The 26,669-nt window shown below is 45.2% G+C and carries 30 protein-coding genes; 20 read left to right on the top strand and 10 right to left on the bottom strand.

Annotation, left to right across the window (positions count from 1 at the left end; translation table 11 throughout):
• Positions 1–93 precede the first annotated feature (93 nt).
• Positions 94–537, top strand: a complete 444-nt coding sequence (locus QNH15_RS08095) for a DUF6376 family protein (RefSeq protein WP_283893932.1) — start codon at positions 94–96, stop codon at positions 535–537.
• A gap of 121 nt (positions 538–658) precedes the next feature.
• On the opposite strand, the gene QNH15_RS08100 is transcribed toward QNH15_RS08095, so the two are convergent.
• Positions 659–826, bottom strand: a complete 168-nt coding sequence (locus QNH15_RS08100) for a YozQ family protein (RefSeq protein WP_283893934.1) — start codon at positions 824–826, stop codon at positions 659–661.
• Positions 827–978: 152 nt separating this feature from the next.
• Between QNH15_RS08100 and QNH15_RS08105 the strand changes: the two genes are divergently transcribed.
• Both QNH15_RS08105 and QNH15_RS08110 read left to right on the top strand, forming a co-directional pair.
• Complete coding sequence (locus QNH15_RS08105) at positions 979–1,821, top strand: manganese catalase (RefSeq protein ID WP_283893936.1); 843 nt, start codon at positions 979–981, stop codon at positions 1,819–1,821.
• A 107-nt stretch (positions 1,822–1,928) separates the two neighbouring features.
• Positions 1,929–2,363, top strand: coding sequence for an NUDIX hydrolase (locus QNH15_RS08110; RefSeq protein WP_283893938.1), 435 nt, complete (start codon positions 1,929–1,931; stop codon positions 2,361–2,363).
• A 59-nt stretch (positions 2,364–2,422) separates the two neighbouring features.
• Here the strand turns inward: QNH15_RS08110 and QNH15_RS08115 are convergent, their stop codons facing one another.
• The gene (locus QNH15_RS08115; RefSeq protein ID WP_283893940.1) at positions 2,423–3,178 is read right to left on the bottom strand and encodes a YqjF family protein; all 756 of its coding nucleotides are present in this window, start codon (positions 3,176–3,178) and stop codon (positions 2,423–2,425) included.
• A 176-nt stretch (positions 3,179–3,354) separates the two neighbouring features.
• Between QNH15_RS08115 and QNH15_RS08120 the strand changes: the two genes are divergently transcribed.
• The 8 genes from QNH15_RS08120 to QNH15_RS08155 all read left to right on the top strand — a co-directional run bounded on the left by QNH15_RS08120 (position 3,355) and on the right by QNH15_RS08155 (position 12,208).
• A complete protein-coding gene (locus QNH15_RS08120; RefSeq protein WP_283895492.1) occupies positions 3,355–4,761 on the top strand; it encodes an FAD-binding oxidoreductase in 1,407 nt (468 codons plus the stop codon).
• Positions 4,754–6,067, top strand: coding sequence for a (Fe-S)-binding protein (locus QNH15_RS08125; protein ID WP_283893942.1), 1,314 nt, complete (start codon positions 4,754–4,756; stop codon positions 6,065–6,067). Before QNH15_RS08120 ends, QNH15_RS08125 begins: the two co-directional genes overlap by 8 nt.
• A 20-nt stretch (positions 6,068–6,087) precedes the next feature.
• On the top strand, positions 6,088–6,552 hold the full coding sequence (locus QNH15_RS08130) for a DinB family protein (protein WP_283893944.1): 465 nt from the start codon (positions 6,088–6,090) through the stop codon (positions 6,550–6,552).
• A gap of 213 nt (positions 6,553–6,765) precedes the next feature.
• Positions 6,766–6,948 carry a twin-arginine translocase TatA/TatE family subunit gene (gene tatA / locus QNH15_RS08135; protein WP_061968348.1) on the top strand — a complete coding sequence of 61 codons (183 nt, stop codon included), beginning with the start codon at positions 6,766–6,768 and terminating at the stop codon, positions 6,946–6,948.
• A gap of 59 nt (positions 6,949–7,007) precedes the next feature.
• A complete protein-coding gene (gene tatC, locus QNH15_RS08140) occupies positions 7,008–7,754 on the top strand; it encodes a twin-arginine translocase subunit TatC (RefSeq protein WP_283893947.1) in 747 nt (248 codons plus the stop codon).
• 323 nt (positions 7,755–8,077) lie between these two features.
• Positions 8,078–9,826: an alkaline phosphatase D family protein gene (locus QNH15_RS08145; RefSeq protein WP_283893948.1), complete on the top strand. Its 1,749-nt coding sequence runs from the start codon at positions 8,078–8,080 to the stop codon at positions 9,824–9,826.
• 121 nt (positions 9,827–9,947) lie between these two features.
• Positions 9,948–10,991 carry an ArsR family transcriptional regulator gene (locus tag QNH15_RS08150; RefSeq protein WP_283893950.1) on the top strand — a complete coding sequence of 348 codons (1,044 nt, stop codon included), beginning with the start codon at positions 9,948–9,950 and terminating at the stop codon, positions 10,989–10,991.
• The gene (locus QNH15_RS08155; RefSeq protein ID WP_283893952.1) at positions 10,988–12,208 is read left to right on the top strand and encodes an MFS transporter; all 1,221 of its coding nucleotides are present in this window, start codon (positions 10,988–10,990) and stop codon (positions 12,206–12,208) included. Before QNH15_RS08150 ends, QNH15_RS08155 begins: the two co-directional genes overlap by 4 nt.
• On the opposite strand, the gene QNH15_RS08160 is transcribed toward QNH15_RS08155, so the two are convergent.
• Positions 12,142–13,968, bottom strand: coding sequence for an IS1182 family transposase (locus QNH15_RS08160; RefSeq protein ID WP_283893953.1), 1,827 nt, complete (start codon positions 13,966–13,968; stop codon positions 12,142–12,144). The two genes, QNH15_RS08155 and QNH15_RS08160, sit on opposite strands and share 67 nt — an antisense overlap.
• A gap of 153 nt (positions 13,969–14,121) precedes the next feature.
• Positions 14,122–14,988, bottom strand: a complete 867-nt coding sequence (locus tag QNH15_RS08165; protein WP_283893954.1) for an MBL fold metallo-hydrolase — start codon at positions 14,986–14,988, stop codon at positions 14,122–14,124.
• 469 nt (positions 14,989–15,457) lie between these two features.
• Between QNH15_RS08165 and QNH15_RS08170 the strand changes: the two genes are divergently transcribed.
• From QNH15_RS08170 to QNH15_RS08185, 4 genes are all read left to right on the top strand, one after another.
• Positions 15,458–16,111 carry a futalosine hydrolase gene (locus QNH15_RS08170; protein ID WP_061968363.1) on the top strand — a complete coding sequence of 218 codons (654 nt, stop codon included), beginning with the start codon at positions 15,458–15,460 and terminating at the stop codon, positions 16,109–16,111.
• A 10-nt stretch (positions 16,112–16,121) separates the two neighbouring features.
• Positions 16,122–16,970 (top strand): 1,4-dihydroxy-6-naphtoate synthase, encoded by an 849-nt coding sequence (locus QNH15_RS08175; RefSeq protein ID WP_283895494.1) that lies wholly within the window; start codon positions 16,122–16,124, stop codon positions 16,968–16,970.
• Positions 16,971–16,993: 23 nt separating this feature from the next.
• The gene (locus QNH15_RS08180) at positions 16,994–17,554 is read left to right on the top strand and encodes an isochorismatase family protein (RefSeq protein WP_283893955.1); all 561 of its coding nucleotides are present in this window, start codon (positions 16,994–16,996) and stop codon (positions 17,552–17,554) included.
• A gap of 139 nt (positions 17,555–17,693) precedes the next feature.
• Positions 17,694–18,926, top strand: a complete 1,233-nt coding sequence (locus QNH15_RS08185; RefSeq protein WP_283895495.1) for an alkaline phosphatase — start codon at positions 17,694–17,696, stop codon at positions 18,924–18,926.
• Between the two features lie 106 nt (positions 18,927–19,032).
• On the opposite strand, the gene QNH15_RS08190 is transcribed toward QNH15_RS08185, so the two are convergent.
• Positions 19,033–19,596 (bottom strand): hypothetical protein, encoded by a 564-nt coding sequence (locus QNH15_RS08190; protein ID WP_283893956.1) that lies wholly within the window; start codon positions 19,594–19,596, stop codon positions 19,033–19,035.
• Positions 19,597–19,697: 101 nt separating this feature from the next.
• Entirely contained in the window at positions 19,698–20,870 is a 1,173-nt protein-coding gene (locus QNH15_RS08195; protein WP_283893958.1) for an MFS transporter, read from the bottom strand.
• Positions 20,871–21,011: 141 nt separating this feature from the next.
• Here QNH15_RS08195 and QNH15_RS08200 point away from each other — a divergent pair, with 141 nt between their 5' ends.
• Entirely contained in the window at positions 21,012–21,770 is a 759-nt protein-coding gene (locus QNH15_RS08200; protein WP_283893960.1) for a TrmB family transcriptional regulator, read from the top strand.
• Positions 21,771–21,880: 110 nt separating this feature from the next.
• Positions 21,881–22,636 carry a gamma-glutamyl-gamma-aminobutyrate hydrolase family protein gene (locus QNH15_RS08205; protein ID WP_283893962.1) on the top strand — a complete coding sequence of 252 codons (756 nt, stop codon included), beginning with the start codon at positions 21,881–21,883 and terminating at the stop codon, positions 22,634–22,636.
• Between the two features lie 47 nt (positions 22,637–22,683).
• Here QNH15_RS08205 and QNH15_RS08210 read toward each other — a convergent pair whose 3' ends face one another.
• The 4 genes from QNH15_RS08210 to QNH15_RS08225 form a co-directional block, all read right to left on the bottom strand.
• A complete protein-coding gene (locus QNH15_RS08210; protein WP_347343374.1) occupies positions 22,684–22,869 on the bottom strand; it encodes a DUF2188 domain-containing protein in 186 nt (61 codons plus the stop codon).
• Between the two features lie 163 nt (positions 22,870–23,032).
• Positions 23,033–23,305: an OsmC family protein gene (locus QNH15_RS08215; protein WP_082635686.1), complete on the bottom strand. Its 273-nt coding sequence runs from the start codon at positions 23,303–23,305 to the stop codon at positions 23,033–23,035.
• Complete coding sequence (locus tag QNH15_RS08220; protein ID WP_283893964.1) at positions 23,306–23,506, bottom strand: hypothetical protein; 201 nt, start codon at positions 23,504–23,506, stop codon at positions 23,306–23,308.
• 45 nt (positions 23,507–23,551) lie between these two features.
• A complete protein-coding gene (locus tag QNH15_RS08225) occupies positions 23,552–24,454 on the bottom strand; it encodes a diacylglycerol/lipid kinase family protein (RefSeq protein ID WP_283893966.1) in 903 nt (300 codons plus the stop codon).
• Positions 24,455–24,771: 317 nt separating this feature from the next.
• On the opposite strand from QNH15_RS08225, the gene QNH15_RS08230 reads away from it, so the two are divergent.
• The 3 genes from QNH15_RS08230 (at position 24,772) to QNH15_RS08240 (ending at position 26,635) form a co-directional block, all read left to right on the top strand.
• On the top strand, positions 24,772–24,981 hold the full coding sequence (locus tag QNH15_RS08230; RefSeq protein WP_283893968.1) for a hypothetical protein: 210 nt from the start codon (positions 24,772–24,774) through the stop codon (positions 24,979–24,981).
• A 198-nt stretch (positions 24,982–25,179) separates the two neighbouring features.
• A complete protein-coding gene (locus tag QNH15_RS08235) occupies positions 25,180–25,701 on the top strand; it encodes a competence protein ComK (protein WP_283893970.1) in 522 nt (173 codons plus the stop codon).
• A gap of 136 nt (positions 25,702–25,837) precedes the next feature.
• Entirely contained in the window at positions 25,838–26,635 is a 798-nt protein-coding gene (locus QNH15_RS08240) for a polysaccharide deacetylase family protein (RefSeq protein ID WP_283893971.1), read from the top strand.
• The last annotated feature ends 34 nt before the right edge of the window (positions 26,636–26,669 follow it).

The following is a 26,669-nucleotide window of genomic DNA, read 5'->3' on the forward strand; positions in this document are numbered from 1 at the left end:
TCTTTTTTTGTGTCAAATTTCTATAAATGAAACTTAACCTAAAGCTGTTACGTAAGGATACTATGAGGATGAAACCAGCCAAGGAGGAAAAGTATGCTTTTAAAAAAGATCAGTCTGATTGCAGGACTACTTGCCCTTACTGGGTGTTCAGCCGTTACAGATACAGCCAACACAGTCAATTATGTAAAAGAGGCCAAAGAGTTTGCAGGGGAAGTCTCCACTTTCAGCAGTGAGACGACAGACCTTGTCAAGCAGGCAGTGAATGATGAAAGTAAACGAAAAGAATTGGAAAGCCAGTTGAAACAGATGAAATCAGACGTTCAGGAATTTAGCGGTTTGACACCTCCGGATAACCTGCAGGAGCTGCATGGACAGATGGAGTCTAAAGCCCAGTCGCTTGAAGATGGAATTGATCTGTACCTGAAAAACATCAGGGAAGGAAAGCTGGATACTTCCTTTATCGAGGACCATCCCCTCAAGAAACAGGTGAGCGACATTAATCAGATCTACCAGGACATCAAGAGTTTGGGGAATTAAAGTGAAAAGCCTGCAGGCATCGATTGTTGATGTTTGCAGGCTTTTGTCGTTTCTTATTTCTTTTTATAAATGTCATGGCCTTTGCGTTGGAGCGGGATATCTTTCCCCTCGACGTTTTCCATTACACCATCAATGTACCTTCCATATAATCATCACTAACTTGCTCATGGGTAATGGCAAGGCCTTGATCAGTTTCCGACTGGCTGCTGTAATCAGAGGGTTCATAGTTTTTTTCGCAACTTCTTCGCTCTTGCTCTTTGAGTTCTTTTTTTGTTCCATGTCCCTGCATCTTTCCTTGTAAGCTATCGTTAGTGTTTATTGGAACTATGGGGATTATTCAAAAATCTGACTAAAAACAGGTGAATCCTTAGTTTTGTCTTCGGGGGATTGGGGTAATTTGACCATGGAACCAAATAAACCCATTTTAAAGGAGGACGAACAGTGTTTAGACATCAAAAAGAACTGCAATTTGAAGTAAAGGTTGAACGTCCAGATCCAATGCTGGCGAAAAGGGTTCAGGAGGTGCTCGGCGGCCAATTTGGAGAAATGACCGTCATGATGCAATACCTCTTTCAAGGCTTTAACTGCAGAGGCGAAGAGAAATACAAAGACATGCTGATGGATATTGGTACAGAGGAAATCGGACATGTTGAAATGCTCTGTGCGCTCATCAGCCAATTGATGGATGGTGCTACACCAGAGGATCAGTCAGAAGCCGCAAAGGATCCGCAACTGGCAGCCATTATGGGTGGCGTCGATCCGCAGCATCTGATCGTCAGCGGTCTTGGCGGAATGCCGATTAATTCAAATGGTGTTCCTTGGAGTGGGGCATATATTGTATCGAGCGGAAATTTACTGGCGGACATGCGATCCAACCTGCATGCGGAAACACAGGGCCGGTTGCAGGTCGCTCGACTCTATCATATGACAACGGATGAAGGCGTAAGGGCCACGTTCCGTAAAATGCTGGCACGTGACCGTTACCACCAGTATCAGTGGATGGCCGCAGTAGCTGAACTAGAAGAAAAGAACGGTGTTGTTGTTCCGGCTTCATTCCCTCCGGAAGCGGAGATGGAAGCTCAGGAGCATGGCCTGGAATTCTGGAATCTGTCTGATGGACAAGAATCATCTGAAGGCCTTTGGGCAACGGGCAGTGCACCGGATGGCACAGGCGATTTCAAATATTTAGAGAACCCTGAACCTCTTGGCAATATTCCAAGACCAGAAGTACCTGCGACACAGGTTCACCATGACCTGGATCGTGACTTCGTGAATAAAAAATAAAATTTAAAAAACCCACTTCACTGGAGTGGGTTTTTTAGTGGAAAGAAGGGCTTCCTTTCCATTTGAAGAATAGTAAAATGGACCAACATTTGAGAAGGAGCCTACCCATGAAACGAGTTGATGTAGTGTATGTTTTGCTGTTTGATGAAACGAGCGAAAAGATATTGATGGTTAAAAACTTTGGCGATGAATCCTCTTATTATACGCTTCCGGGAGGAGCAGTAGAGGAAGGGGAAACGCTGGAGGAAGCAGCGATTCGTGAGATGAAAGAAGAAACAGGATTGGAAATCGACGTGCGAAATGTTTTTGGGATTAGTGAGCAGTTCTTTGAAGCAAGAGGACATCATGTGGTTTTCTTTGTGTTTACCGGGAAAATAACAGGGGGTAAAATCGAAATTCAGTTTCCTGACGAGATTGAGGAAGTATTATGGATGCCGGTAGAGATGGCTGAAACATTTATACCAGTACCCTTGGGTGTGAAAGATCGTATAAAGAAAAACACAACAGTTACCTATCTTCCGCCGGAGAAGCTGGTGCACTAAATAGTAAAAAGGACTGTCGGAAAATCCGTTGTGCACGTGATTTCCCGGATAGTCCTTTTTTAAAGTTCCATCTGGCGCAAGGGCCAAAATAGAACCTTTTGGGTTTTGGAATAATGGAGCACAGGTTGAGTAGCTGGCAGCTCAATGCCGGAGCTTGCGGTGACTACCGAGTTAATCTGAATTTCAGCCTCTGTCTGTTGAAGAGTCCATGGCTGATGATGGATATCTAGATAATACAGTTTATTGGTGTGCTCGTTATAAAAGCGATATCTCTCAGCCAGCCAATAGTCCAGAGACTCCTTATTGCTGTAAAAAGGGGCTGATACTGGCTTGTAGTGGGCAAGGAAATCTGCTTTTGTACCTTCAACTTCTTGCCGTCTGCTCAAGTAATGAACATGTTCATCAGTGACCTCAATGTTCATTTTGGCATAGCGGTACGGCAAATAAAAAAAGGAACGGGCACCTTTTACAGCCAGGTGGCTGCCGGCATCCAAACTAAAAAAGAAGATGCCTGGTATTCCTTTGTATTTCACATATGTTCGCACATTCAGCTCGGGAAACGCATGTGCAAAGGGAAAAGGGGGCAGGTATCTTGGACGGAATTCATTAATGTAAAAAGGGATTACGCCAATCCATGCTTGGTTGTCATATGTATCAATCTCCAGGCAGGAGGGTATTTTTTCACGAAGGACGGAAACAGGGACGGGCCAATGAGCGTATAGAAGATGATTCCATCTCTGGGTTGCGATCCATGGTCCTCGGGGAAGTGGGAATGGCCGGTGATCGGTTTGATTTAATATGTGTTTGAAGTCCATGCCTCAAGCCTCCAATTTAGGGATCTAGTATGGTTATTCCCATTGAGAAGTACGGCCACACGGGAAAAATAAAAAAGACAGTAACGAGAAGGTTATTTTAATAGAATCGTGAAGATGTATAAACAAGACCAAGTATAAGCTTAATGGCAGAAAAGGTGAAAGATACCATGAAAACAATGACTTCAGTTCATGAAAAAGAGCTTCAGGCCATTTTGGGCGAAAGTAGAGTTCTGCTCGAAGAAAGTGACCGGCTCAGTTATTCGTTTGATGCATCCTTTGGCACGTATATGCCGGATGCCGTCGTGCAGCCTCGTTCAACGGAGGAAGTGGCTAAAGTAATGAAACTTGCCAATCGTGAGGGCATTCCCGTTTATCCACGTGGGCAATCGACCTCGTTAAGCGGCGGTCCGCTGCCTGTAAACGGCGGGATTGTGCTGGATTGCTCCCAATGGAACGACACGCTCGAAATCTATCCTGAAGATATGGTTGCGGTGGTGTCTCCGGGTGTATTAACGTCAAAGATTGACGAAGCTGCTGCAAAGTTGGGGCTGATGTACCCACCTGATCCAAGCAGTTCACATGTCTCCACTATTGGCGGTAACCTGGCGGAAAACTCAGGTGGCCCGAGAGGATTGAAATATGGAGTAACGAAGGATTATTGCATTGGCTTGGAAATTGTGACGCCTGAAGGCCACGTGATGAGGACGGGAGGACGAACCATCAAGAATGTGACCGGCTATGACCTTACGAAACTCATTATTGGCTCCGAGGGAACCCTTTGTGTGATAACGGAGGCTACGCTGAAACTTGTTCCAAGACCTCAGGCCACCAGGACGGCCATGATCATTTTCGATGATTTGGTAACGTCGGGACAGGCCATCACAAAGGTGCTCACGTCCGGAATTCTGCCCTCCAAATTGGAACTGATGGATCAGGCATGCATCATGGCGGTGGAAGACTATAAGCCTTTAGGGCTTCCCGTAACGGCGGAAGCAATCGTGCTCATTGAGCTGGACGGGCATCCAAAGGCAATTGAAGAAGAAATCGAAAAGGTGGCTTCCATATGCAAAGGGGCGGGGGCACACTCTGTCAATGTTGCGGGCAGCGGTGAGGAGGCCGCAAAGCTGTGGCAGGCGAGAAAGCTTGTCTCGCCGGCAATAGTGAGAAAGAAACCGACGAAAGTTTCGGAGGATGCGACGGTGCCAAGAAGTAAAATTCCCGCGATGTTTCAGCGGCTTAAAGAAATCAGGGACCGGTTTTACGTTGATCTTGTCGTATTTGGGCATGCAGGAGACGGGAACCTTCATCCCAACATCATCTGTGATAAAAGAGATTTGGAAGAAATGGAACGCGTGGAGCAGGCCGTGGAGGAAATTTTTAAAGCAGCGATTGAATTGGGGGGAACGCTTTCAGGCGAGCATGGGATTGGAACAATGAAAGCTCCATTCATGGAAATGGAGGTTGGTTCCATTGGTCTTGATATGATGAAGCGTATGAAGGATGCATGGGATCCCAATCAGATCATGAACCCGGGCAAGATTTTTCCTGAACCGGGTAAAAAGCTGGTGTTGCGAGATGAGTAAATCTATGGATACGTTAAAAACACAACTGCATTATGAAAAGACCTTCGATTGTGTTCAGTGCGGCTATTGTCTTCCCGCTTGTCCAACCTATGAGACGATGGGTAAAGAAACCCACTCGCCAAGGGGCAGAATCAATTTGGTGAAAATGGTGGCTGAAGGAAAAAGCGATGTGGAGACCATGCGGGAACCGATTGAAAAGTGCCTTGGATGCCGGGCATGCCAGACCGTTTGCCCGACAAATGTCCAGTATGGCGAAATTCTTGAAGGAGCCAAATCCGTGCTGGAGGATCACGAAAAGAAAACAAAAAAACAGCAGGTAACAGAAGACGTAATATTTAACGGCCTCTTCACCTCAAGAAAATGGATGAATGCGATAGGAAATGCGACCTGGTTCTATCAAAAGACAGGTTTGCAGGCGATTGCTCGCAAAACGGGAATGACCGCTATGGCACCGCTTCATCTCGACAAGTTCGAAGCGGTATTGCCTAAAGTTGCCTCGCCATTTGAAAGAAGAAACTCGCCTCGCCATGTAAAGGCGAAACGTAATCCCAAAATGAGAGTAGGCTTCGTCAGCGGTTGTGTCATGGACAGTATGTTTCATCAGACCAATAAAAACACAATTGAATTGCTTTCAAGAGCCGGAGCAGAAGTGGTCATTCCAAAAGCCCAGACATGCTGCGGTGCACTTCACGCACATACGGGCAAGCTTGAAGAGGCACGCCAACTGGCCAAACAAAACATTGAGGTGTTTGAGAAAGAAAATGTCGATTATATCGTAAATAATGCGGGCGGCTGTGGAGCTATGCTTTTTGAATATGACCATTTACTAAAAGATGACCCGGACTGGAATAGGCGGGCTGAAAAATTTTCTAAAAAATCGCGGGATGTGACTGTCGTTTTGGCTGAGCTTGATGGTCTGGAATTTCGTCACCCAGTGAATGAGACGGTGACCTACCAATCCTCCTGTCATATGACACACGTTCAGAACGTAACATCCGAACCTTTGGCTTTGCTGGAGGCAATACCGGGTATTACCTACAGGGAAATGGCCGGTTATGACCGCTGCTGCGGCTCTGCGGGTATCTATAACATTGTGAACTATGAGGATTCCATGCAGATTCTTGATGTAAAGATGGAGAAGACCAAAAGAACAAAAGCAGACACGATTGTGACGACAAATCCCGGATGTCTTTTGCAAATGAAACTTGGCATTCAACGGGCTGGTCTGGATAAAGAGGTACGGGCAGTTCATCTGGTAGATTTTTTGATGGAAGCAGATCCTCAGCCGAATGTGTCACGAAAGTAAAAAGAGAGGATATCATATATATGAATAGGATAAAACCGATTCTCCACCAACTGGAGATTGCCAATCGTTCCATTCTAAATCTTATAGACTCGATGGAAGCGAGTGATTTGGATATCTCTTTAGGAGAAAATAAACGAAATGTAAAAGATTTGTTGACTCACATAAGCATGATTTATAAAGCAGACGTTTTTATCATGAATGAGGCGGGACAGAAGGAGATGGAGAAGTTTTATTCGAAGCATAATCCCAAAACGCCAAGAGAGATCAAGGAACTGCTCATTTCACATTTTGAATATTTGAAGGACAGCATTCGCCACTACCGGGAGGAAGACTGGTTAGTAGTGACAACCTCCTGGTGGGGTGTTTCTTATTCCCGTTATGAATGGATGTTAGAAATTCTGGCACATATATATCATCACAGAGGCCAGCTTCACACGGCTTTAAGCATGAACGGAAAAGATCTGGCTGTTCCGCTTTTTGAGTAACCGCTGTTTAATCAGCGGTTTTTTTGTTATGTAAATCCTCTTCCTTCCAGTTTTTATAATTTGTTAAATTTTTCTTTATATTGCCTCAATAATCTTTGTTTAAGGTGGAGGAGAAGGATACATAAGCGGGAGGGGTTAAATAGAGAATCAACGTGACGAACCGCGGCTTCTGTGGAGGGAATTACAGGATTTACATTCTAAGGAGGGCTTTCTATGTTCCAAAATATTGGTATTCCCGGATTAATTATTCTACTTGTTATTGCGTTAATCATTTTTGGACCTGCTAAACTGCCTGAAATTGGACGGGCATTCGGAAGTACGCTGCGAGAGTTTAAAAATTCTGCCAAGGACTTAATGAACACTGATGAAAAGGAAGAAAAAGCAGAGCAAAAATAATAGAGCGGGGGATGGCGGAAAGCAGTCATCTCCTTTCTCTTATATGATGAGGTGAAATTATGAAAGATGCAGAAATGCTTCTTATTGATCATCTGGGAGAATTACGAAAGCGGATTATTATCACACTGCTTACGTTCGCGGTATTTTTCATTGTTTCGTTTATCTACGTTCAGGATATCTACCATTGGCTGATTCGTGATCTCGATGCCAAACTGGCAGTTTTGGGACCAAGTGATATTCTTTGGGTCTATTTTATGATATCGGGGGTCATTTCCATTGCATTGACGATTCCGGTGGCCGCCTATCAAACGTGGCTTTTCGTCAGCCCGGCGTTATCCAAAAATGAATCCAAAACTGCACTCTCATATATCCCTGCTCTTTTCCTTTTATTTATTGCCGGGCTCTCCTTCGGGTATTTTGTGGTTTATCCGATGGTGCTTGATTTTTTAATGAAGCTGTCAGACGGTGAGTTTCAAACGTTTTTTACATCGGAAAAATACTTTAAGTTCATGATCAATCTTACCTTGCCGTTTGGCTTTTTATTTGAAATCCCGCTGGTCGTCATGTTTCTTACATCGATTGGACTGGTGAATCCGAAGCTTTTGTCCAAGGCAAGGAAACTTGCTTACTTTGGTCTTGTCGTGGTCGCTGTTCTTATCACACCACCTGATTTTATGTCTGATTTTCTTGTAACGATCCCGCTTTTGATCCTATACGAATTCAGCATTACGCTTTCCAAAATCGTTTACAGGAAGAAACAGAAGAAGCAGGAAAGCAACGTCATAGAATTAAAAAAACCTTCATAAACAACAGATTTTGGTCAAGAACCACCAGGTGGCCAACACTGCCTGGTGGTTTTTTGGTTTCCATATGTTAGTTTATTTTGAAGCGAATGTTAAAAAACGTGTGACTTAAGCCCTGTTAACCACTGCAGAAAATTTTTCTTTTCTCGATAAAAACCACCAAATTGAATGGATAAATTGCTGAGAAGGAAAATAGTCCTGCGATTATTGTCCTTTTTTGTTTTTTTGTCGTTTCATGCAGGTTTACACATCTTAACAGCAGATTCATATTCACGTTTTATACTGACTTTCGTACGCTACTTTTTCATTAAGAGAGGGGAATTGTTATGGCAGACGAAAGGCACGTGGAGGATTTGATCAAGAAATTGACTGAGGAACATGAAAACAAAAAATTCGACCGCCGCAGCTTTCTTAGAGGAACCGGTAAAATTGCCGGGCTGTCACTCGGGGCAGTTCTTGCACAGTCGATCGGTGGATTTGAAGTAAACGCCGCTCCAAAGTTCGAAAGCTATCCCTTTACACTCGGTGTAGCATCAGGTGACCCGCTTTCCGATGGCGTGGTGCTCTGGACACGCCTTGCGCCCGATCCCTTAAATGGCGGAGGAATGAAACGCCAGGCGGTTCCAGTGAGATGGGAGATCGCAAAAGATGAACGTTTCAGAAATATTGTCCAGAAAGGAACTGAACTCGCCAGACCGGACCTTGGTCACTCCGTTCATGTGGAAGTCACTGGCCTTAAGCCAAACCATGTGTATTACTATCGTTTCAAGAGCGGATATGAATTAAGTCCTGTCGGCCGCACCAAAACCCTTCCTGCCCCAGGTGCATCTGTCAAAGAACTCAAGTTTGCGTTCGCTTCCTGCCAGCAATATGAGCATGGTTTCTATACTGCCTATAAACATATGGCTGAAGAGGATCTTGATCTGGTATTCCACCTTGGGGACTATATTTACGAATATGGTCCAAATGAATATGTAGCAGCGACAGGAAATGTTCGAACTCACAGCAGTGCTGAAATCATGTCATTGAATGACTACCGCAACCGTCATGCCCAATACCGTTCAGATGCAAACCTGAAGGCCGCCCATGCTGCGTTCCCTTGGGTAGTTACTTGGGATGATCATGAAGTAGAAAACAACTATGCAAATAATATTCCAGAAAAAGGCCAATCTCCGGAAGCCTTCATCATTCGCCGGGCTGCGGCTTACCAGGCCTATTACGAGCACATGCCTCTTCGCAAGTCTTCTTTACCTAACGGGCCGGACATGCAGCTATACCGCCATTTTGATTATGGTGATCTGGCTTCCTTTAATGTGCTTGATACACGGCAGTTCCGATCCGATCAGGCGAATGGAGATGGAAACAAGCCACCTTCAGAGGAATCTCTGGATCCAAGCCGTACATTGATGGGGCAAGAACAGGAGCAATGGCTCTTTAACAATCTGAGCGCCTCCAAAGCACACTGGAATGTGATGGCTCAGCAAATCTTCTTTTCGCAGTGGAACTTTGGGACGAAAGCTGCACCGGTTTACAGCATGGATTCCTGGGATGGATACCCAGCGCAGCGCCAGCGTGTCCTTGATTTCGTCAAATCCAAGAACTTGAACAACCTGATCGTATTGACTGGGGACGTTCATGCGAACTGGGCAAACAACCTGCTTATCAATTTTGATGATCCGAAATCAAAGGTGTTTGGTGTTGAATTTGTGGGGACCTCAATTACTTCAGGAGGCAACGGCGCAGACAAGCGTAAGGATACCGATCATATTTTGGAACAAAATCCGCACATTAAATTCTTCAACGATTACAGAGGATATGTCCGCTGCCGTGTAACTCCTGCACAATGGCAGGCAGATTACCGTGTGGTCCCTTATGTGACGGAGCCTGGCGCTTCTGTTTCTACAAGAGCTTCCTTCGTTTATCAAAAAGATCAAATGGGCTTAAAAAAAGTAGCTTCTGCCATGGTCGCCCATGGTATGAAAATGTCCGAACAGGTCGAGGAAGACCGTTTTACCGCCCATACGCATGCGCATAAAAAGCAAATTCAACAAAAAAGAGAAAAAGTAGAGCAATAAACGCACGAAGAGCACAAACGCCATCCGGGTGTTTGTGCTTTTTTGGATTTTAGATTCGAAAATTATTGAATTAGTTATTCGTATAATTTAGAATAATACTCAACGAGAGGAAGTGATGAACATGAACTATCTGTTAGCTTCCCAGCCGGCAGAGACCGTGAATGTAACGGTAGAATCGTCACAGGTTTGGGAGGTCCTTCTTGGCATCTCAGGTTATACATACGCGCAACTCAGACATACCTTTGAACTTGATGAACAATGGAAAACATGGAAGAACACCATGAGTCCGGAGCTTCTTCTGGCACTAAAAGAAATACAGGAAACGAATTTATGGTACGGCATGCTGCTGCTTCAAAATCATTGGAGTGCCATTTCTATTCAGGATTTTTTGAATGCATTGGATCAGGAATCACACCAAACTTTATATGAAGTCCTGCTTCCTTATCATAATCAAAAAACAGAGGGCGATCGGAAAGACACTGTGCTCAACTATACGGATAAAGCATGCTTTACCCGGTATGCGGAATTTTTTAAAGGACACGACTACCTGGAGGGCTATGTCAGGCTGCTGGGAGAGTGGGCCATTGAAGATATCCTTTCCTTAATGAAGACAGTGACGAAGGAGTGGCATGATTTTATCCGCACCCAGCCGGTATGGGAAAAATGGATGCAGGCCCTTAGGTTTGAGGAAAAAGAAAATCAGAGATTGAACCGGGATCAACCGGTGGATGAAATTCAACGGGTCACCGGAGGAGCTGAGTATCTACCCGAGCCATCCGTCTGGCATGTGAAGCTGGTGCCTCATGTCTCGTACCGCCCATGGGTACTTTCGCTTCGCACAGTGGATACAAAGCTTTTATTCTACCCGGTGAACGAAGAATATTTAACCGAATCCGGCCAGCCTTCTTCGGTCCTCATCAGGGGGCACAAAGCTTTAGGGGACGAGCTTCGTTTAAAGCTATTGCTTACCCTTGTGCAAGGGCAGTTATCTCTTCAGGAATTGAGCGGTCAGTTTCAGATTTCCAAAACCACGCTTCATCATCAGCTCTCCATCTTGAAGTCGGCAGCATTTGTTTCTGTTGAAAAAGGGGTTTACCGGGCTAATACAGATACCATCCAACGATTTTCCGGTAAACTGAATGAGTACTTGGGATTGAAGGGATGAGAAGGTATTCCCGCTCCTTTTATGCGCTATGGACAGGGGAGATGATTTCGGAATTTGGAGGGGCAGCAGGTGGAATCATTAATGGCCTGCTGCTGTTCGAATTAACAGGGTCAAAAGAATGGATGGGAACACTGTGGCTCGTGTATTTTATTCCTTCTCTTGTGCTGCAGGGGATCAGTGCTCCTTACTTGAACCAGGTTAATAAAGGGAAGGCATTGAAAATTATTCAGCTGGTTCGGATGGGAGGCTATCTGTTTCCCCTGGCTGGCTGGCTTTTTCAATCACATACCAGCATGATTGCCGGACTGGTGATCCTTCAATGCAGCCTAGGTTTGCTGCAGCCAGTGTATGCCAGTCTGTCTTTTTCCATTTTGCCCGAGCTGTGCGAAGAAAGGGAGCTCGCTGAAGCCAACGGTTTGCTTGATGGAACCATGAGGATCATGAGTTTTCTTGCGCCAGGAGCTGTCTCATTGTTATTGCTCGCCTTTCCGCTGCCCGTGCTCTATGCTCTTTCTTCTGCTTTGTTTTTCCTCAGCTTTTTCGCTTTGAGTGCTATACAATCACAATCAATAACAAAAGCAGCCATCTGGACGAAGAAGTTTTGGTGGTCTGAAATGAAGGCAGGTTACCATTCGTTTTTCCAGCAGCCCCAATTGCTAAAGCTGACCTTGCTGTCATCCAGTGTGCAGTTTGCGGTGGGAGCCTCACTTGTGCTCAGCGTTCCTTTTATTCGGGGAGAAATGGGAGGAGAACGATGGGAGTATGCCGTATTTTCCGGTGCTTTCCCCGTTGGCTATGCGATTGGAAGTCTTCTTCTGTCCCGGCTTCCTAAGAATCCGGTAGTCATGTATACAGGGTTGGCAGGAGGAGGACTCTCTTTTTTACTGCTGTTTCCAGTGGATCACGTATGGCTGGCCTGGGGATGCGAACTTTTCGGCGGTTTGGTTTTTCCTCTCTTTAATGCCCAAAGTTCAGCTCTGTTCCAGCAGGAAGCGAAGCGTGACCGAATTGCCCAGCTGAGTGCCGTACGCTTGCTGATGATGCGTGCAGCAATGCCTCTTGGGATATTATTTGCTTCCACCGGATATTTGCACCTTACCACACGCCAGAGTTTTGCAGTAGCAGGTACTGTTATTTTCATTCCGGGCCTCTATTTTCTTTTTACATCAATAAGAGCAGAACAAGAGGTGGCAAAAAGAAAAGAGGCTGTCCAATAAGTCCCTAAAATGAAAGCAGGACGGAAAAACGATAAGTTTTTCCGTCCTGCTTTTTTTGGTTGTTCTTTTTTCCTGAAAGTAGTCAGGCGAATGCCTGCTACTTTCAGGAGGTTGTGGGCCAATGCCACGATTCCAAACTCTACATGTACCTTGTCCAGTCCCCGCAACGACCACCTGCGGAACGACCGATTGCCCTTGATGTGGCCAAAGACGCTTTCCACTTCGACTTTACGTCGGGCATAAATCGCGGCTTTTTCCTCACATTCAAGGGCTGCTTTTGCTTTGGCCTTCATTTCTTCATAGATCGTGTTCCAATGCACCTGGCGGTTCCCTTTCGCTTTGGTGCACTTGGTTTTAAACGGGCAATCCGTACAATCTTCGCATTCATAAATCTTGAAACTTTGTTCCAGACCGGATCGGTTCTTTTTCTTCAGATATTTCTTAAACGGTACCCTTCTGCCATTGGGACAGATAAACCAATCATCGAGTTCCTCATATACCCAGTTCTTTGCGTTTTTGATCTCGTTTTTATAGCTTCGGGTTTGTTCCTTCAAATAGCTTCCATAGGGAATCAGAAAATCAAATCGCGGTTCTGTTTCTTCTCCGACCGCAAACAAATAGTTCTCTTCGCTGCCATAACCGGCATCCGCAATCACGGTTTTCGGCATCGGTAAAGAAGACGCGGCCAGTTTCTCTAAATGAGGAATGAAACACCGCGTATCTGTCGGGCGTTGATGAAGGGAATAAAACAAAACAAATTGGTTCTCGGTCGCCATCTGTACATTGTAGCCGGGTTTCAACTGGCCGTTCTTCATGTGGTCTTCTTTCATGCGCATAAAGGTGGCGTCGGTATCGGTTTTGGAGTAACTGTTCCGGTCTCCAAACCGTTCGTTCTGTTCCTTATATTTGGCTAAACGAGGCAAGAAATCGTGACGAATAAGCTTCAAGGGTTTTTTGTAGATACTGCGCTTCTTACGCATCTCTTTGCGTTTTTCGGTATTCGTTTCCTTCTCGATCGCATCCGTCAGGGACGTGACTTCTTCATCGAGAATCGTTGCGGCTTCTTCTAATGGAAGGGAGAGCTCATCGCTGGTTTCATCTCCTTCTGGCAACGCTTCTAATTCAGTGAGGCGGTTGATGTGGTGCAGCGTTTCTTGAATTTTCTCTTTCAACTTCGCTTCATGTTTCACGGTGGATTTTTTCCACACGAAAGAATACTTATTGGCATCGGCTTCGATCTTTGTACCATCCAAAAAGTAGTGATCCATCGTAATATACTCGTCCTGGATGAGTTGCCTGATCATGGTTTCAAACAGTTCATCCATCAAGGCTTTCATCCGTTGGCCGCGAAAGTCGTTCAACGTTCGGAAATCGGGCTTCTGCATGGCTGCGAGCCACATGGCCGGAAGATTTTCCTGAAGCAGCTTTTCAATTCCGCGACACGAATAGACCTTCTGTGAATACCCATAGAGGAGGACTTTCACCATCATTTTTGGGTGATATGAGCTCCGTCCACCGCCGGAGTAATAAGAAAATAGCCGGTCATCAGGAATGCCCTCCACCATCTCATCAATTACACGTGCCACATGGTGGGCTGGAATCCATTCCTGCAGATCAAAGATCATTTGAACTTGTTGGTTATCGTACGGTTTGAAGGTGGGAGCTAATTTTCGTTTAGTAGAAGAACTTTCTTGGATTCCCCCTAGAGGAAGGCTCGTTTGCGTGGTATAATTTTCAGTAGTAATCGTAAGATTGCGCATAAAAAATCGTCCTTTCTTTTCGTGAAGATGTTGGTGTGGTAACTTTCATTTTACTAAAGAGGACGATTTTTTTGTGTACTTTTTATAGTATTTTAAAAAAAGGCTGCCAGAAAGTCAGTTTACACTGACTTTCTGGACAGCCCCTTTTACTCTCTATTGCTCGAGTTGGTTGCCTTCCACATATTTTCCATAGTCGGGGATCGCAATCCGGTCAAACTCCCGGGCCAATTTCGTAAGGTTTTCGTCAAGCCATTCCCGGGAGACCGGCCGGCCATGTCCCGTTACGGCGGTATGGGGATTCAGAGAGTGCAGTTTCTTTACCGACTTCCAGGCTTCCGTCCAGTCGGGAGTAAAGTAACGCGGTGGCCCGCTGATTTCGAGATGCTGGGTGATTACACTGTATAGATCTTCCTGCTTGACGGTAATAAAAGCATCTCCCGCAATCAATGCCTGGTCAGCTTTACGAAAAAGAGAGATATGGCCCTCCGTATGACCGGGCGTGTGCACCCAGCGCCATTCCGGAAGTTCGGGAACTGAGCCATCTTCAGGCAGGGGATGCACCTGTTTATCCAGGTTGATCGCTTCATTGGGAAATAAAAAAGACATTCTTGCTACCATCCCGCCTTCCACTGACGGATCGGGTTTGGGATAATCTTTTTTGCCAGTCACGTACGGAAGTTCCAGCGAATGTGCATAAACTGGGACGTCCCATCGTTTCAACAAACCGATGATTCCTCCAATATGGTCGAAGTGGGCGTGTGTGAGGATGATCGCCTTTGGCACGGTCTCTTTTCCAAAACGCTCTTCCGCTTCTGCGATGATCTTTTCTGTGCTATCCGGCATGCCGGCATCCACCAGCACCCAGCTGTTTTTACTTTTCTGATCTTCAACAAAACACAAATTTACGATTTGATTGGTGTAGCAGTAAAGGCCTGGTGCCACTTCTTTTCCTTCCCCGGACGTGACCGAGCTTACAGGTATGTATTTGTTGGTAGAAGCGCTTCCTTCCACATGATCCATGACAATACCTCCGTATCCATCATTTTCTATACGACATTAGCGTCTTCCAAACGGTATAATTTATGCAGATGGATAAGGTCCAAAAAAGCATCAAAGTGGAAAGAAAACACGATTAAGTGCTACCTTTTAAACGAGGACTTTTTCCTAGAAGCTTGTAGTTGTGGAGATCTTTTTGTATTAAAATCTTCTTTGACAAGTTGATTGGAGTGAAAGGTGCGAGACTCCTCGAAAATGAACTTCACATTTTCTTCGTGCGATGTCTCGCTGCCGAAGTGTTCCTTGTCCTGCAGGATATGCGGGACAGGTGAGACACACAGGCGCTTGCGTCAGAGGGGTTCAGCGCCCGCCCTGCGAAAGTAGGCGTCTACGCCGGTAAAAGCGAGCATCCTGAAACGAAAGTCAACCACTTGCAAGAACAGATTACCTTAACAGCCAACGGGAAAAGCATTTAAAGACAGGAGGCGAATACATGAATAAATTAAATGGCCGTATTCTTGTGATGACTTCTGTACAACAGGAAAAAGAAGCCGTAGAGCGAGGGTGTCAGGACAACAGGGTCGATGTGGTCTTAGCCGGAGTCGGTCCGGTCGCAGCAGCCATTAATACCATGAAGGCATTGCACGCCAACACATATGATCTGGTAATCAATGCGGGTATTGCGGGCGGATTTCCGGATCGTGCGGAGGTGGGTTCCCTTGTCATTGCCGAGGAAATTGTCTGTGCCGACTTAGGTGCCGAATCCCCTGAAGGATTTCTTAGTTTAGATGAACTGGGATTCGGCTCATCCACACGGATTCCCGCAGAGAGCAGCCTGGTGCTCGCATTGTCTTCTGCCATGGCAGATGCGGATTTGCCTGTACATACTGCTCCAATTCTCACGATTTCTACGGTAACCGGCACGCAAGATACGGCTGACCGGCTGGCGGAGCTTGAACCCCATGCTGCTGCTGAAGCAATGGAAGGCTACGGTGTTGCATTTGCTGCCAGAGAATACAATTTGCCTGTACTGGAAATCCGGGCGATATCCAATGCTGTGGGTCCCCGTGATCGCGGAGCATGGAAACTGAAAGAAGCCCTCGAGGCATTAACGTCAGCAAGTAAAGTTATGATGGAGGTACTTTAAATTGAGTAAAATGAATATTGCTTTTTCACCGTGTCCAAATGATACGCTTGTCTTTCATGCCCTGGTGCATGGATTGGTGCCGGGAGCTCCCGAGTTTGATGTTACCTATGCCGATATTGACATCACGAATGGATTGGCCGCTCGCAATGAGGGCCCGGAAATCTTAAAAATCTCTTATGCTGCCCTGCCATGGGTACTGGATCATTACGATTTGATTCCATGTGGCGGAGCGCTGGGACGCGGCTGTGGGCCTCTTGTTCTCGTAAAGGAAGAGGGACAGGTAAGCCCGGAAATGCTGGCGGGAAAAAAGGTAGCTGTTCCGAGTGAACGGTCAACTGCCTATTTGCTGTTCCGTTTATGGGCGGCTCAAAATGTACCTGGCGGCATTGGTCAGATCGTGATTATGCCGTTCGATCAAATCATGCCGGCGGTAAAGGCGGGAGAAATCGATGCGGGCCTTGTTATCCATGAAGCACGATTTACGTATCAGAATTACGGACTTAACCTGCTGGCAGATATGGGGAACTGGTGGGAAGAAGACACCGGATTGCCGATTCCGCTTGGAGCCATTATCGCCAAGAAATCCATGGACATTGAATCCATTACAAGCTGGATTCGTTCATCTGTTGCCTATGCATGGGAATTCCCGGAGTCATCAAGAGGGTACGTGATGCAGCATGCAAGTGAACTTTCCCATGATGTTGCTCAGCAGCACATCAACTTGTATGTAAATGAATTTACGGCTGATCTTGGACAAGCGGGGTACGAAGCGGTTGTTTCACTTCTGACCCGTGCGGCAAAGGAAGGGCTGGTACCGGATCGGGATTATGCAAGTCTTCTTCATGCATCCGTAAAATAAGAAGCCATTAAGGAGGAAATAGGATGAGTGCATTACAACTTGATTTTAATAAAACAGCGTTAGTGATTATTGATTTGCAGAAAGGCATTGTGCAGATGCCCGGGGGAAAAGAGGTTGTTGAAAAAACGATTCCACTCGTGAAATTGTTCCGTGAGAATGACGGATTCATTTCTTTTGTCAATGTGGCATTTCATGATGGAAAAGACGCGTTGCAGCCTGTAACCGATGCCCCTGCTCCTTCTGGTGAACGGACGGCAGATTGGGCGGAATTTGTTCCTGAACTTGGTGTTCAGCCTGAAGACTACACAGTTACCAAACGGCAGTGGGGTGCTTTCTTTGGCACTGATCTTGATCTTCAGTTGCGCCGCCGGGGCATTGATACGATTGTATTATGCGGTATTGCCACAAATATCGGCGTAGAGAGCACGGCAAGGGAAGCCTTCCAATTGGGCTATAACCAGATTTTTGTCACGGATGCCATGACCACATTCAGCCAGGAAGCACATGACGCCTCATGTTCCTTTATCTTTCCAAGAATCGGGAAGGTCCGTACGCTCGAACAATTTCTTTCAGACGTCCATTAATAAATAATCTATATAATTAACAAAGTGTATGGTAATATTTACAAAACGGTCATTTTACATTCATACTACCTTCACATTGATTGTCTAATATAGTAGATATCAATCGAATGAGGGAGTGTACCAATTGAAAAACAAGAAAATGCTCGCTGGCGTCACTTTATCTTTAGCACTTATTGGGACCATTGGTTTTAATCAGATAGCTGATGCAAAAAGCAGCAACCATTATACCAATCCAAAAAAGGCGAAAAATGTCATTGTTTTTGTAGGAGATGGAATGGGAGCTTCTCATCGGGAAGCGATCCGATTGGCAACAAAGGGATTGACCGGCGACCTCAGTATGAACAAGATGCCTTACGTTGGTAATGTACATACGAGTTCGACTTCAGTGGTAACCGATTCAGCCGCTGCAGCTACCGCAATGGCTTCCGGTGTAAAAACTTATAATGGAGCAATAGGGGTGAATCCTGATAAGAAACCGGTTAAAACGGTGCTTGAGATGGCGGATAAAGCAGGGAAATCAACAGGGCTTGTGACCACCAGCCAAATTACGGATGCTACACCAGCTGCTTTTGGTGCTCATGTGGAGGATCGTTCCAAACAAAGTGATATCGCCAAACAATACCTTGAAAACAGCAGAGTGGATGTCCTGCTCGGCGGCGGAGAAGACTTTTGGTATCCTGCAGGCAACCCAGGAACGTTCCAGGATAACCCTGCCAAGGATGTTAAAGAGCAGAGCAAAGGAACACAAGGGAACCTGGTGGCGGAAGCAAAGCATATGGGATATAAATATGTAACAGATAAAGACGGACTAATGAAAACAAAGAATGACAAAATTCTTGGCCTCTTTGCCAACGAAGAAATGTTTGAACAACGTCCGGAGGGTGAAGGAGACCTTTACAATCCTGTAGTATCACTCCCAGATATGACAAAAAAAGCGATTGATACGCTATCTCAAAACAAACGCGGGTTTTTCCTGATGGTTGAAGAAGAAGGCACCGATGAAATGTCTCATGAAAATAACGGCAAGCTGATGATTAAAGCCGGACAGCAACTGGATAAATCGGTTGAGGTGGCTAAAAAGTTTGCGCAAAAACATCCGGAAACCCTTGTACTCGTAGTGGCGGATCATGAGTGTGGCGGATTGTCCATCGAGGAAGTTAACGGCAGTGACGAGAGCGGAGATGGTATTTCCAAAGAAGATGGACCATTTACAGTCGCTCATTCCAACGATCAGTTTACATTGGATTGGACAACTTCAGGCCATGGCGGGGTCAGTGTTCCTTTAACTGCGATGGGACCTGGAGCTGATCAGCTGGCAGGAACTTATGAAAATACGAACATTTTCAAAGTGATTAAAAAGGCGATGAAATAAGTAAAAAGATTAGTAAAAAGGAGTTCCGTTTTCGGAACTCCTTTTTGATATGTGACCTGCATGGCCCCGAACACCCCTAAGCATCGGGTAGTGATTTGCAAATTTTTTAAAGTATAATGTTCCATCGTTTTTTCAAAATAAGCAAAGTTAACTCAGTCCATGCAAAGCTATAAGCCAAAGAAAACAAACAGAGGCCAGGTAATAGAATACTGTCTTTAGGATAAGGGAAGTCAGCGCCGAATAGAGGAAATGACAATCCGTAAAGCATTGTACACATGCCTGAAAAAAGAAAGATACAGCCTGAGAGGGCAATGAAAAAGCGCCGTTTCAGTTTATTAAACCCCAAGCCCAGGCCAATGCCCAGCAAACCAGTTGTAAACGTGAATATTAATACTTCTGCAGGCTGAATGAATACGAGAAGAATAATAGTTAATGTGTAAGTATAGAGCCCGTATATGCGAGATATTAACGTCATTACAATGATAGGCAGCGTGGAAAGAGGGCTGATGAACATTCCTGCGACAGGAATGGCTCCTCCTGCGGTTTGCAGGAGGGCAGTAATGGCAGAAACCAGGGATACAAAAACAATCCAGGACGTGGCAGGAAACAACGTTCGGATGTCAGCTGCTTTTTTCTGTAAAGATACAGTTGGTTTGTTAAATAAATCCAAAGCATCCTCCCAATACTTTTATTTGTCACTATACCAATATAGTCGTAATCTTCGGGAGAATACCTAAAAAGGACACCTCGTTTAACGAAGTGTCTTTCACATTACATATGATGTTTAATTGGGGATAAACGCCTTTTTCGTTCCGCCATTGAAATAAGAGCGGCAGCGAGGGCAATAATAATGAAACAACCGCCGACGGTCGCATTGGATTCAACAGAAGACTGTTCGATGACAAAGCCGCCAATGGCAGATCCAAATGCAATTCCAAAGTGCAGGGCGGTGTTGTTCAGACTTTGCTGGATATCCGATGTTTCTGGCGTCGAGGATTCAATAAGATAACTTTGCATGGCGGGTGTGATTGCCCAGCTCAGCATGCTCCAGATCACCATAACGCTTAAAAAGAGGGGCAGTGAAAACGTCGTATAAGGGATGACGAACATGGTGAGGCCAAAAATAACAATAAAACCAATGATGGACTTCCGTGTGCCGATCCGGTCAGCCAGTGTTCCCCCAACACCTCCTCCGGCTACTGCGGCACAGCCGAAAATGAGATAAACAATGCTCACCCAGTTTCCGTTCAGACCCAGAGCTGTTTTTAAAAACGGCGTTAAATATCCATACAGCGTTAAATGTCCGGCCAAAAAGAGAAATGAAGTTAATTGGGCGAACAGCAGCCGGCGGTTTTTTAGCGTTCTGAGCTGTTTCATAAGGGAAACAGCTGGCTTTGAAAACATGGTATCCATAAAAAAATAAACACCAGCCATGGAAAGGAGCGTTAATCCTGCAATCAGAACGAAGGGAGCTCTCCATCCAAAGGCGTTCCCAAGCATTAGTCCGATCGGAACACCGAGCACAAGGGAAGCGCTGATTCCCATGAATACCACCCCGATAGCTCTGGCCCGATATTGTTCAGAGACAATCGATGAGGCGATGGTAATACATAAAACGACCAGCAGCGATCCGCTTGCTGCCGAAACAATACGAGCGATCAACAACATACTGTAGGACGGGCTGAACACCACAATGGCATTCCCGATAAAAAAGATCAGGAGAGAGATCAGCGTCAGTTTCTTCCGCTCAATCTTTGACGTCATCATCAACAACACAGGTGAAGCGACTGCAAATACAAGAGAAAAGACCGTAATCAGAAAGCCTGCTTTCCCGATACTGACCTGTAAATCCTTTGCGACCAAGTCTAAAATTCCACCTATGATCAGTTCGACCATCCCTACAACAAAGGAAACAATGGTCAATAAGTAAACACGTTTATTCATAGTACTCATCCTTTATTAAAAAGTTACCACTGTAATAGTAACATTATTTATGAGAAAAACAAGACAAAAATGCTGATGTGTAGAAAATGGAAGGCACTATGGTATGATTAGCTTACGAAATTGAGGCAAGGAGTTAGAAAAATGCTGCAGCAATTTGGATTTACGCAATATGAAAGCCAGGTGTATCAATCGCTGGTCACCTCTGACCAACCCCTTGATGCCACGGGTGTTGTCAAGGGTTCCGGTGTTCCCCGCGCGAAGGTGTATGAGGTGCTTCACCGTCTGGCCGAAAAGGGAATGATTTTGGAGTCAACTGTTGAAAAAAAACGCCTTTATTCAGCATTGCCGGTTGAGTCTGCCATTGAAAAACTTAAAGCAGATTTTGAGGCGAATGTGCAGCAGCTGAGAGAGGCCAAAAGCAAACAAACCATAACAGACGACAGGGTCTGGACGTTGAAGGATAATCAATCGATTCAGTCGTTGATGAAAGGCATGCTGGATGGCGCTGAACAGTCTGTTATTCTTTCCGGCTGGTCCGACGACCTGAGTTCCTATTTACCGCTGCTGGAGAAAAAATATAACGATGGTATCGATGTCAAAATCCACGTAATCGGCGAGCTTTCCACAGTGATTCCCGACGTCTCCACGTTATTACCTGATACCCAGCACGGAACGCTTGAACGAAGCCGAATCCTTATTATTGATCAGCAGGAAATGCTCTTTGCGGGCATCGAAGATACCGTTTGGCAGGCGATTCGCACGCGATCCAAGCCGCTTGTAAAGTTTTTTACTGAGTTCTTCTACCATGATGTGGCTTTAACAGAAATTACGAGAAAATATAAAGATATGGTGATGGAAGATAAAGCTGTACGGGATGTGCTGTTGAATTTAAGGTATTAAGGAAAACCCGCTATGAAAGCGGGTTTTTAAATGGATAAAATTTACGTGTTCACAAAGCAGAGATTTAGGGTAAAGGTCTGTATGACAAATACAGAACGGGAGTTGCTAGAATGGAAAATAAAAGACCGGTGATTGGTATCACCTGTTCCACGAAGGATATTGGGGGTCTTGAAACGGCCTATCTTCATTACAGTTATACGACATCAGTAATGATGGCCGGCGGAGTGCCTGTTATCTTGCCAATGGCAGATAAAGAGATAGCCAGGGAATGGGCAGCTCTGTGCGATGGTATTCTGCTCAGCGGTGGTGAGGATATGGATCCCCAGCAAATCGGTGCCGAACCTCATCCAAATCTCGGTAAGGTCATTCCGGAAAGAGACCAGACCGAAATGGACCTCATTGAGTATGCCAAGGAGCAGGAGATTCCGATTTTCGCCATTTGCCGGGGAATCCAGGTGCTTAATGGTGCGCTTGGCGGTACTCTGTACCAGGATGTATATGACGAAAGGGAAAAGGTCATTAAGCATTATCAGGATGGTGCAAGGGACGCTGCGACCCACTCCATCTCGATCGAGGAAGGCTCACTGCTGGCTGAAATTATCGGAAGCAACGAAACCTCGGTCAACAGCTTTCATCATGGAGCTGTCCAAGAAGTGGCACCTGGCATGAAAGTTACCGCCAAGGCACCGGATGGTATCATTGAAGCGATTGAAAGTGAAGACTTTAATAAAAATTGGGTCCTTGCTGTTCAGTGGCATCCCGAGGATATGACCGAGGTGAGCGAAGAAATGCACCGATTGTTTACCTATTTTGTTAAAGCGGCAGAGGAACGTGCAGGGAAGAAAGAAACCGTATCCTCTTCATAGAAATCATCAAAAAAAGCGGTGGATTTCTGAAAATCCACCGCTTTTTTCTAATTTTCATAGTTATGCTGTTCTTCGATTCGTCCGTGTTCGTTATGGATGATGGCCATGGTGCCGGCTTCTTCCGCCATGCGGTTGGCTTCTTTTACCGCTTCGGATTTGGAGACGGGTGTGTGTGTTGGCTCGTCTTCTCCTTCTTTCTTTACAGCCCAGCCTTCTTGTTCATGAGGAACCACATGGAAGTGGGCTTTATCTGTGCCTGCGCGGTCCTCGAAATATTGGTCGCGCTCTTCATTTCCAGATAAGATTGTTATTTTGTGCCATGATAAACCCTCCCGTGAGATGAATTAATCAATGTACTATACTCTACCCGCATTTTTTGATTTAAACACAGGCTGTTTAACTTAGTTCTTCAACGTCCCAGGTGTTTTCAATGGCTACAGCTCCCTTAAGGGTTTGGGCCACGGGGCAGTTCCGTTCAAAAACGGAGAGAGCCCGAATCGCTGCTTCTTTTTTGCCCTGGGGAACTTTCAGGTTAAAGTGGCATGAAATTCTTGTGATTTTCAAAACACCCTCCGGCGCCTCAATCATGCCTTGGACGTTAGCGGATAATGTGTCAGGTGATGCAGGTATGTGACGCGCATCCAGCGCGCCTGCTAATGTACCGGTCAGTCAGCCACCGGCAGCGGCAACAATATGGTCGAGGGTGGACGGGTATTCCACCTCAGGTTCCACACCGTAAAATTGTTTAACTCCGCCATGTACGCCATAAAAAACAGGATCAGGAAATTCTCCGATATACGCTCTGCGGACCTTGTTTTTTGTGTCATCCTGAAAGATGGTAATGCTGGTTAACGCAATAGGATCACTCATATTCAACGCCTCCTTATCTTCCTTAATATCCGTGCGGTTCGTGTTTCAAACCTTTTCTTCTTCGTTGGGCGGAACAAAAACAGAAATGTGGCGGGAGAGGACAGAGGCGGTAAAAGGCAAGGGTTCTCCTTCATCTCCGTCTATATTGACAGCCATCGTTTCGGAAGAGGATACAGCAAGGGATGAAGACTGTATGTATGTCACATCGGAATGCTCTTGCAGTTCCCCTTTAAATAATTTTGGAAAAAGATTCAGGGTACCGGGTAGTGAAATGTTTTTTATGATATATACGTGAAGTCTGCCATCATCCACCTCAGCCTGGGGAGCAAGCTTTTCAAAGCCACCGACAGAGTTGGTCATCGCGGCGACCAAAAGGTAGGCATTTCCTTCCCAAGTTCCCTCTTCGTGGGAAATCTTTAATGAAAACGGCGTTTTAGTGGCCAGTGCTTTCATGCCTTCCACAAAATAAGCAAGCGGACCAAGTTTTGTTTTTTGGTCAGTGCTCACATTATACGAGGCTTCAGCAATCGCTCCCACAGCGAGGACATTCATAAAGTATTGATGGTTAATTTTGCCGATGTCGGCTTTTCTAAAGTTTTTATTAGGAAGAATTCTTATGGCCTCCTCGGCATCAAGCGGAATTTGAAGAGCTCTCGCAAAGTCATTGACCGTTCCAAGGGGAATGATGCCAAAATGTGGCCGATGTTCCTGCTCGGCCAGGCCATTTACCGCTTCATTTACCGTTCCATCTCCACCCATTGATAGTACAGTATCATAATGTTGCTCACAGGCATTCTTGGCGAATGCAGCAGCGTCGCCTTCCTTTTTAGTTTCACAGACCAGAACTTCATCATGAAACGTCTGAAGAACCCTTTCAGCTTCTGGCAGGAGCTCCATGGCTTGTTCTTTTCCTGAAGAAGGATTTACGATGATCATGGCTTTTTTCAATGGAATTGATACCCCCTTTAATGAGTCGTTTTCTGAAAAATACCCGTTTTACCATAGTTTCTAACCGTTTGGATAAAATACCCGCGGGGGTCAACTGGATACCTGCCTTAAATATGGAAATACTCGCTGTAATCTAACATTTACCAGCCATTTCACGATTATGGTAAACTGCAGCAAAAAAAGCGAATGCAAAATATACAATGGGGTTCTTTATCCTGCCATTCATTACCATTCCATAATGAATGATTTTTTATTGTAATCTTCATCCGGCCAACATAAAATAAGAACATACGTTTGTTTCGATGGAGGGAAGCCACATGGAAGAGGAATTAAGGTATTTTTTCATGTATAAAGAACGCATGGCAATGACCAATGATGTTATCATCCAATTCATGGATTTTAAGGGGAAGCGCCTTGTACGGGCGACTGTACAGGATCTGAATACAACCACCAACCAAAAGTTGAAAGAAGATGCCCGGACTCAATGGGAGCAGATCAAAAAGGCAGATACACTTCAGCAAAAATAAAAAGAAGGACTATAGAAACATGTCTTTTGTCACAGAAATTTGTAAAATAATGTAGAAATATTCCGAATTTTTGTTATACTAAAGAAAGTGGATATACATATCCGCAGAGAAGGAGGGATGCGATTGTCTTAACCTGGATTCAAGAGGAGTAACCAACGGGGGCTGGATTACTTCCAAATGTGAGAGGGGAACGGGTTTATGGACAAAAAGGCAGAAAATCAGGGGAATCAGTACGAAATTCATGGAGACACCATGGCATTGCTTCCTATTTTTCAGGAGTATGGTGAATTACTTACGAAGGTTCTTGAAAAACATCAAACACTGGTAACAAGTGAAAAACCTAAAGGTGTCATTCAGTATAATTGCCGTTATTATGGTTCAAGCTACCGGGGCAGAAAGGATGGGGCTACTGCCATTATGGGTTACCTGAAACGGGCACCGATTGTGATCAGTGAGCATCTGGGCATTTTCTTCATACCTCTGGAATCACCAGATAATGAATCATGCATCTGGATTGCCCAGGCTCATGTAAAACAGGTCAAACCCACCTCGCCAGACACCTCAGACATCATTTTTTCGAATGACACCTTCATTTCAGTCAACCAGGGGAAAAGCGCCCTTGAAACAAAAATCCATCGTGCCACACATTATCGTTTTGTATTGGAATTGCGGATCAAAGAGAAAAAAACACCCTATTCCCGCAGTTTTATTTTGCCATAAACAAATAACCGTAATGCCCTGGGAGCTGAGATGCAACCAGGGTTTATTTAGTGTTCTTTCATTGGTTGTGTTTACGCTGGAATGATATTGCTGCTTTGGCTTCATACTAATAGCGAGCAGGATGGAGGAAGCGGCGATGAAAAAACGGACACTAAACTGCCTGTTCATGCTGGTTGTTTCGGCAAGCATTCTTATGCTTCAGCTTCCGGATACAGCACAGGCTTACAAAATTGAACGGAAATATTATGAAAAAAAGGGGCAGGTAATCTGGGATGTCCCCTCTCCACAAAAGGAAGTGGCCATAACGTTTGATGATGGACCAAACCCTCTGTATACACCGGCGATTCTGGATGTTCTAAAAAAATATCATGCAAAAGCAACCTTTTTCGTTGTTGGCAAGCACATCAAACGGAATCCGGAAATCGTGAAACGCGAAATAAGAGAAGGCCATGAGCTGGGGGATCATACGTACACACATCCCCACAATTTTTCCTATGCTTCCAAAAGGCTGTTTGCAAAAGAAGTAACAAAAACCGAAAAGCTGATTGAAAAAGTACAGAAAAACGAAGTGAAGCTGTTTCGTCCTCCAGGTGGAAACCTGAATAAACAAATCATCAAATACTCAAATAAAAAAGGATACAAAATCATATTGTGGTCCTGGCATCAGGATCCAAAGGACTGGCGAAATCCGGGAGCGGGCTATATTTCCCGCCATATCCTGTCCAATGTGAAAAATGGGGATATTATTTTGCTGCATGACTCCGGAGGGAACCGCCAGCAAACGATCGAAGCATTGAAGATTGTATTGCCCGAACTGCAGAAACGGGGCTTTAAATGCGTAACGGTATCCGAGTTATTGCAAAATGATCCGAAGTTCACCCCGCTTTTTCCCGCGGAATTGGAACCCTTTAAACTATTTGATGCACCTTCCTGATGGGCTTTCTTAATTGAGGGCCCGTTTTCTTTTA

This window comes from Fictibacillus enclensis (assembly GCF_030123385.1).
In the GTDB taxonomy this organism is placed as follows: Bacteria; Bacillota; Bacilli; order Bacillales; family Fictibacillaceae; genus Fictibacillus_C; species Fictibacillus_C enclensis.

Excerpts from the sequence above, each read along its gene's own strand:
- QNH15_RS08095 (WP_283893932.1), top strand. The coding sequence starts at position 94 with ATGCTTTTAAAAAAGATCAGTCTGATTGCAGGACTACTTGCCCTTACT.
- QNH15_RS08100 (WP_283893934.1), bottom strand. The coding sequence starts at position 826 with ATGCAGGGACATGGAACAAAAAAAGAACTCAAAGAGCAAGAGCGAAGA.
- QNH15_RS08110 (WP_283893938.1), top strand. The coding sequence starts at position 1,929 with ATGAAACGAGTTGATGTAGTGTATGTTTTGCTGTTTGATGAAACGAGC.
- QNH15_RS08115 (WP_283893940.1), bottom strand. The coding sequence starts at position 3,178 with ATGGACTTCAAACACATATTAAATCAAACCGATCACCGGCCATTCCCA.
- QNH15_RS08120 (WP_283895492.1), top strand. The coding sequence starts at position 3,355 with ATGACTTCAGTTCATGAAAAAGAGCTTCAGGCCATTTTGGGCGAAAGT.
- QNH15_RS08125 (WP_283893942.1), top strand. The coding sequence starts at position 4,754 with ATGAGTAAATCTATGGATACGTTAAAAACACAACTGCATTATGAAAAG.
- QNH15_RS08130 (WP_283893944.1), top strand. The coding sequence starts at position 6,088 with ATGAATAGGATAAAACCGATTCTCCACCAACTGGAGATTGCCAATCGT.
- tatA (WP_061968348.1), top strand. The coding sequence starts at position 6,766 with ATGTTCCAAAATATTGGTATTCCCGGATTAATTATTCTACTTGTTATT.
- tatC (WP_283893947.1), top strand. The coding sequence starts at position 7,008 with ATGAAAGATGCAGAAATGCTTCTTATTGATCATCTGGGAGAATTACGA.
- QNH15_RS08145 (WP_283893948.1), top strand. The coding sequence starts at position 8,078 with ATGGCAGACGAAAGGCACGTGGAGGATTTGATCAAGAAATTGACTGAG.
- QNH15_RS08150 (WP_283893950.1), top strand. The coding sequence starts at position 9,948 with ATGAACTATCTGTTAGCTTCCCAGCCGGCAGAGACCGTGAATGTAACG.
- QNH15_RS08155 (WP_283893952.1), top strand. The coding sequence starts at position 10,988 with ATGAGAAGGTATTCCCGCTCCTTTTATGCGCTATGGACAGGGGAGATG.
- QNH15_RS08160 (WP_283893953.1), bottom strand. The coding sequence starts at position 13,968 with ATGCGCAATCTTACGATTACTACTGAAAATTATACCACGCAAACGAGC.
- QNH15_RS08165 (WP_283893954.1), bottom strand. The coding sequence starts at position 14,988 with ATGGATCATGTGGAAGGAAGCGCTTCTACCAACAAATACATACCTGTA.
- QNH15_RS08170 (WP_061968363.1), top strand. The coding sequence starts at position 15,458 with ATGAATAAATTAAATGGCCGTATTCTTGTGATGACTTCTGTACAACAG.
- QNH15_RS08175 (WP_283895494.1), top strand. The coding sequence starts at position 16,122 with ATGAATATTGCTTTTTCACCGTGTCCAAATGATACGCTTGTCTTTCAT.
- QNH15_RS08180 (WP_283893955.1), top strand. The coding sequence starts at position 16,994 with ATGAGTGCATTACAACTTGATTTTAATAAAACAGCGTTAGTGATTATT.
- QNH15_RS08185 (WP_283895495.1), top strand. The coding sequence starts at position 17,694 with ATGCTCGCTGGCGTCACTTTATCTTTAGCACTTATTGGGACCATTGGT.
- QNH15_RS08195 (WP_283893958.1), bottom strand. The coding sequence starts at position 20,870 with ATGAATAAACGTGTTTACTTATTGACCATTGTTTCCTTTGTTGTAGGG.
- QNH15_RS08200 (WP_283893960.1), top strand. The coding sequence starts at position 21,012 with ATGCTGCAGCAATTTGGATTTACGCAATATGAAAGCCAGGTGTATCAA.
- QNH15_RS08205 (WP_283893962.1), top strand. The coding sequence starts at position 21,881 with ATGGAAAATAAAAGACCGGTGATTGGTATCACCTGTTCCACGAAGGAT.
- QNH15_RS08220 (WP_283893964.1), bottom strand. The coding sequence starts at position 23,506 with ATGAGTGATCCTATTGCGTTAACCAGCATTACCATCTTTCAGGATGAC.
- QNH15_RS08230 (WP_283893968.1), top strand. The coding sequence starts at position 24,772 with ATGGAAGAGGAATTAAGGTATTTTTTCATGTATAAAGAACGCATGGCA.
- QNH15_RS08235 (WP_283893970.1), top strand. The coding sequence starts at position 25,180 with ATGGACAAAAAGGCAGAAAATCAGGGGAATCAGTACGAAATTCATGGA.
- QNH15_RS08240 (WP_283893971.1), top strand. The coding sequence starts at position 25,838 with ATGAAAAAACGGACACTAAACTGCCTGTTCATGCTGGTTGTTTCGGCA.